Raw genomic sequence first — 5,331 nt, 5'->3', positions numbered from 1 at the left:
GTATGAGGTGGATAAACAGCGGCAGTATTATTTCTGTCTTGCCGCGGGGATGATTGCTGAAGAAGAAGCCAAACGCCTGGCTAACAAGAAATAGGCAGGATGGAGGTGAACAACCATAGCAGCGACAACAAAAGTGACGGTCCCGTTCGAAGCGCAGGACCTTATTTCCGGTGCTGTCCGGAATATACGAACAGCACTCCGTGGAGCCACAGATGATTTGCTCGACTTCAGGCGTGCCGCAGGACAGATGGGGAATAACCTGGTATCTGATCTTCGGCGTTCCCGGAGCGCAGCGGATGATTTGGGGAGCCGGGTCGGTAACGCATCAGATGAGGTACGTCGACTGGGACGCGCAAACGTTGATGATATCTTTCGCCGCGCTCAATCAGGAGCAGATGAATTGCGTCGCTCAGCATCTCGTGCGGATGCTGAAATCCGCGGTATGAGCGATTCGCGGGTGCATATACAAGCGCAAGATGGGGTCAGTCCAGTCATTGACGGAATTTCCTCAAGATTAACCACTTTGGCGGCAACAGCTGGCGCAATTCTGATCGGCGGCGGAATCAAAGACGCCTTATTCGGAAATGTCATGGACTACTATTCCGAGGCCTCCCGCAGTGCATCGGTCCTACCTGAAAAGGACCGGATCAATGCTCTTCAAGTAGGTAATCAGCTGCATGCCAAAGGACTTGTGGCTTCGCAAGCTCAGGCAGCTGGAATGCTGGGAGATTTAGCACCAATGGTTCGGGATAAATCACAGGCGGGTGACATGTTGACCTCGGCTGCACAACTCCAATTTCTTATTCCAGATGCTAGTGTTGAGGAAATTGGGAGAGGACTCTCGCAATCCGCGAATACCTTCAAAGAATCTTACGCTTCTGTTGCAGACAGTATGGCATACGCCTACAGCCAGGTAGGCGATCCACAGAAAGATCTCTTCGATACATTCTGGGAGTATTCCGGATATTTCAAAAATACCGGAGCGAACTCCGGGCAGATGGCCAACTTCTTGACCCAAAGCGTCAAGGAGGGAGCTTTCAATTTTGACAAGCCGGCGGACTTCATTAAGGAGACGTTTGGTGTCAAAGCACTCGACTCGGGTGATATGGAGAAGTACTTCACTTTGCGCGGAGCGGGTAAGAACGATGCAGCGAAACAAGCTGCGGCATTTACCAGTGATATAAATTCTGGTGATGAGCAGCGGGCGAAGGGCGCTCTGATGGCTCTGGTCGGGGACCTGGCCAGTCAAACACAGAGCCAGTTGAAAGCTTCGTTAGTTTCGCTCGGCTCAGCTACTGCAGAGGACAACGGGAATGCTATTCTGAAGACCTTTCAGGTTCCATTTCAGCCGGCTCCTGCAGAGATTGCAGGAACTACCGATAGGATGGTCAAAGCTCAACAAGATGCCAACCCAATGACCAGTATCATTCAGACCCGTGCAGAGATTGATCAACAGATGCAGGATTTGGGGGCAAACCTTTCGACGGCTGTCCTACCTGTACTGAAAGAATTCAATACTCTTATTACTGAAAATAAAGACGAAATACAGGATATGGGTACGAAGATAGTCGGCTTCGTAAGTAAGGTGACTAGCATCTATAGTGATCATTTTTCAACAATAAATGGTGCTTTAGGAGTTGTTGCTGGAGGGTTAGTAGCAGTGAAAGGAGGGAAGTTACTCCAAAAGGGCTATACAAGTGTAAAAACAGCAACAGAGTGGATTGGTCAGAGAAGAGGACAAACAACAACTCCAATCGACGAAGTAGGCACTCCTACCCGTCGTAGATTTACACTCCGACGTGGTACAACGGGTGGATCAAGTGGAGGTTTGGGTGGCAGCCTGAACTCTTTATCATCCATGACTGTAAATGCCAGTGTGGTATATCTCAACGAGGCTGGAGGGCTCGGTGGGCAAAATGGCGGTGGAAGAAATAATAGAGGTGGTCAGAGACGGGGGCGACGCGGACGATCTGGGAGCGGTGGTGCAAATGCCCGACGTGGCCGTAACTCGAATGGATCTCTCTCTGCACGTCGTAGGACGAGTACACCGAACCTCCCTGATATTGATACTCCAGATGTTGGGCAACGGCGCACAGCCCGTGTAACCTACCGGAACACTAATAGGCTTCCAACTGGCTCACCGATCCCAGATGTTATTCCTGACGCACCGGGCGGCAGGGGGATCAGGGGGTTATTTAAAGGTGGAAAGAAGGCTCTTAAAGCTGCCGGTATTTTAGGAACTGTAGCCGGGGTTGGTCTTACTGGATATGATCTCTACCAAGCTTCGAAGGAAGACGGTTTAAGGGCAGGGATATCTTCGACTGGCGGATCAATGTTAGGTGGTACGGCTGGAGGGGTAGTCGGAGGAATAGTTGGATCTATCGCCGGTCCGCTTGGAACCGTATTGGGTGCAACAGCGGGCGGATGGGTCGGCGATAAATTGGGTTCTCTAGCCGATTCGAGCGGGGTTACCAAGTCCGTTGTTGATGGAGTGGTTTCGGCTGCTGGCGGTATTAAGGATGCGGCAGCTTCAATAGGTGGTTGGCTCGGCTTCGGTAAAAAAGAAGAGAAAAAGCCAGAGGTTAAGCCTCCGTCTGAATCCAAGGTAACCTTTGGGAACTTGACACCGGAACGAGAAAAACAATTACAGGAGACCTTCAACGCTTTCCGGGCCAATGTCGCCAAAGATGGATTAAAGACCGCATTGACCAGTGCTGTTAACGAGAGCGGTGTAAAAGAAACAGTCGATAAGATTAAGAATACATTTGTTGGTGCGTGGAAAAGCACAGAATCGGGCAATGCTCAGCAAAATGTGCAAGCTGTTGGAGTAGTTGCACAGAAAACAGCTGGACAGACCCAGCAGTTGGGTGTGACCTCGAAAGCCAGTACTGCTAGAATTGTTCAGGGTGCTGGTTCAGCGGGAGCGAGTATGCTCGGGATCGGGACTGCAGTAAAGACGGCGACGGATGAGACGAAGCAGCAACTGCTATCGATAGAAACGGTTACGAGTCAGAGTGAAAGCTGGGGCAGTACCATTATTACAAGGATTTCCAAGGGTATGCAGAGTAAATTCCCAGAACTTAAGTCGACAGCAATCGGTGCTATGGGTATTCTGAATACCCTGACTGGAGCAGGGTCTACGAAATCATTTGGTACACCAAGTCTTTTGAAATCCAGTGGTGGTGCCGCATATGCAAACGGCGATATTATTACTCGACCTCATATCGGTTTGGTCGGTGAGGCGGGACCGGAAGCTATTATTCCTCTCTCTGCAGGGCGCCGGCAGCGCGGGGTGGAACTGTGGGAACGAGCTGGTGCGATGCTGGGTGTCCGTGCGTATGCAAATGGAGGCATTGTTGGCGCACAGCCTTTGCGAACTCAAGCTTATAAGGCTAAAGCCTACATCGATGATAATAACGACAGAATAGGTTATGGAGCCGGCTATGCTGAAGGCATCCATGGCTCACTTGAAATGGTGAAGAAGCAAGGTTTGAAGCGTTACACCAAGGCCATGAGTAAAGCGAGCAGCCTCACTGATGCTTATAAGATACGCTCAACGGGTCATCAATTGCGTAGGCAGGCTGCCAAGATGAAAGCCTTTGCCAGAAGTACGAAACTACTTGGCAAAGTGGTTCGACCTGTTGGCTACGCCATGGATGCTTGGGATATCCTCTTTGCTGGCAAAGGAAAGCGCGGGCGACAGACTGCTAAAGTAGCTGGTGGAATTGGAGGCGGGATCTTAGGTGGCGCGGCAACAGGTGCAATGCTTGGTACCTTCCTCATGCCTGGTGTAGGAACAGCCGTTGGCGGTGCAATCGGGGGGCTGTTAGGAACAATCGGCGGTGAGAAGTTGGCCACGAAAATGTATGATGGCATTTCTGGATTCTTTGGCCGTCGAAAAAAGCGCAAGAAGAAGTACGCTGATGGTGGACTTATCAGTGCTCCACATATGGGACTGGTCGGCGAAGCTGGTCCAGAGATGATCATTCCACTTTCGCGGCAGCGGAGTAAACGAGGAAGAGCATTGTGGGAACAGGCGGGGAGCCTGCTTGGTGTTCGTCCCTACGCAGATGGTGGTGCGGTAGGTATGAGATCTTCCAGTATCCCGGTAGCGAAGACATTAGCGCAGGCACCTGCAGCGATCCGCGATATCGTAATTGAGAACATCAACATCGATTTTGGTGAACTGGCCAAGGGAATTACCAACTTTGCTGAATTCGCTAAGATGCTGACCAGCCCGCAGGGAAGAGCGTTGTTCCGCAAGGTTTTCGGCGAAGAGTTGTACAATGCTCTGGAAAGTGGGGGATAAATCATGCTGACCATGATACGTGATAAGAATCGCTTCGCCTTTCCAATTACACCGGCAGAGATACAGATCACTAGCAGCAATGAGATAGATTCCTTTGTTGTAATTACAGGTGAAGAGAAGACAAGTAAGAGACTCACTTCGAAGCTGAAGCGAGTCTCTTTTTCAGTCATTTTTCCGCGGGCCTGGCAAGAGCTTTGGGAAACTGGCAAGGAGACGGTGGCTTACCGATCCCCGGAGCAGGCTTGGAAGCTGATGGAGGAATGGAAGCTCAAACCGGTTGTTATTAATTTTGAATCACTCTTTTCGCAAACAATGTGGTTTGAGAGTTTCGAAGCCACTTATAAAGATGGCCAAGCTAATTTACACATCACATTTAATTTCGTTGAGTTCAACCCAGTTAAAATTGTTTCGTATTCCAATACAAAGCAACTCTTAAAGCCTGGTGTAATCATAACCAAGTCATCCAAAAGTCGACCTAATACAACCGGGAAAACGGATAAGAAGAATGAGACAAAGAAAAGTGAAAAATTGAAGAAAGCGGAAGAAAAAAAGAAGAAAAATGAGGAGAAAAAGTCCACAGCTAACGCTAAAGGAAATTTTGATTATCTGGCTCAAAAGGAGCGGATTTTGGATAAGAACTCTAGTGTTAAATAAAAGGCGGGATTAAAATGGATAACTTTGCGATCATTTACGGAAAGGAGAGTAATCGGCAACTGTTGACGGATGCTGCTGTTGAATTTTCCTGGTCTTCAGCACGAGATGAAATCGCACGTAGTGCCACTGTTCGACTCCGTGGTGCTACTGATCTAAAAGTAGCCGGTATGCTGATGTGCTTTTCACAACGATTAAAAGGTGTGGGTGTGCTTCATCACAAGAACCAATTCTTTCATGGTCCCATCATCAAATATGAACAAAATGAGTTCACGGATGAATGGGAGGTTGAAGTTCGGGAGATGAGTTGGTATTTAGCGAAGAACAAAGGCACACGCCCATACCTAAAGGGTGAGGCCGGTGCTGAGCTT

Annotated in this window: 2 protein-coding genes and 1 pseudogene; all 3 read left to right on the top strand. The window is 49.3% G+C overall.

Features of this window, described 5'->3' with window-relative positions; genetic code table 11:
- Positions 1–133: 133 nt before the first annotated feature.
- On the top strand, positions 134–4,309 hold the full coding sequence (locus tag MHH60_RS33065) for a hypothetical protein (protein WP_076138585.1): 4,176 nt from the start codon (positions 134–136) through the stop codon (positions 4,307–4,309).
- A 3-nt stretch (positions 4,310–4,312) separates the two neighbouring features.
- Positions 4,313–4,963, top strand: coding sequence for a hypothetical protein (locus tag MHH60_RS33060; protein WP_076138586.1), 651 nt, complete (start codon positions 4,313–4,315; stop codon positions 4,961–4,963).
- 14 nt (positions 4,964–4,977) lie between these two features.
- Positions 4,978–5,331: pseudogene (locus MHH60_RS33055) on the top strand (XkdQ/YqbQ family protein); the annotation flags it as partial.

The sequence above is a fragment of the Paenibacillus sp. FSL H7-0716 genome (assembly GCF_038002705.1).
GTDB lineage: Bacteria > Bacillota > Bacilli > Paenibacillales > Paenibacillaceae > Paenibacillus_AQ > Paenibacillus_AQ odorifer.
The sequence above is the reverse complement of the archived record's forward strand: the minus strand, read 5'-3'. Positions and strand labels throughout refer to the sequence as shown.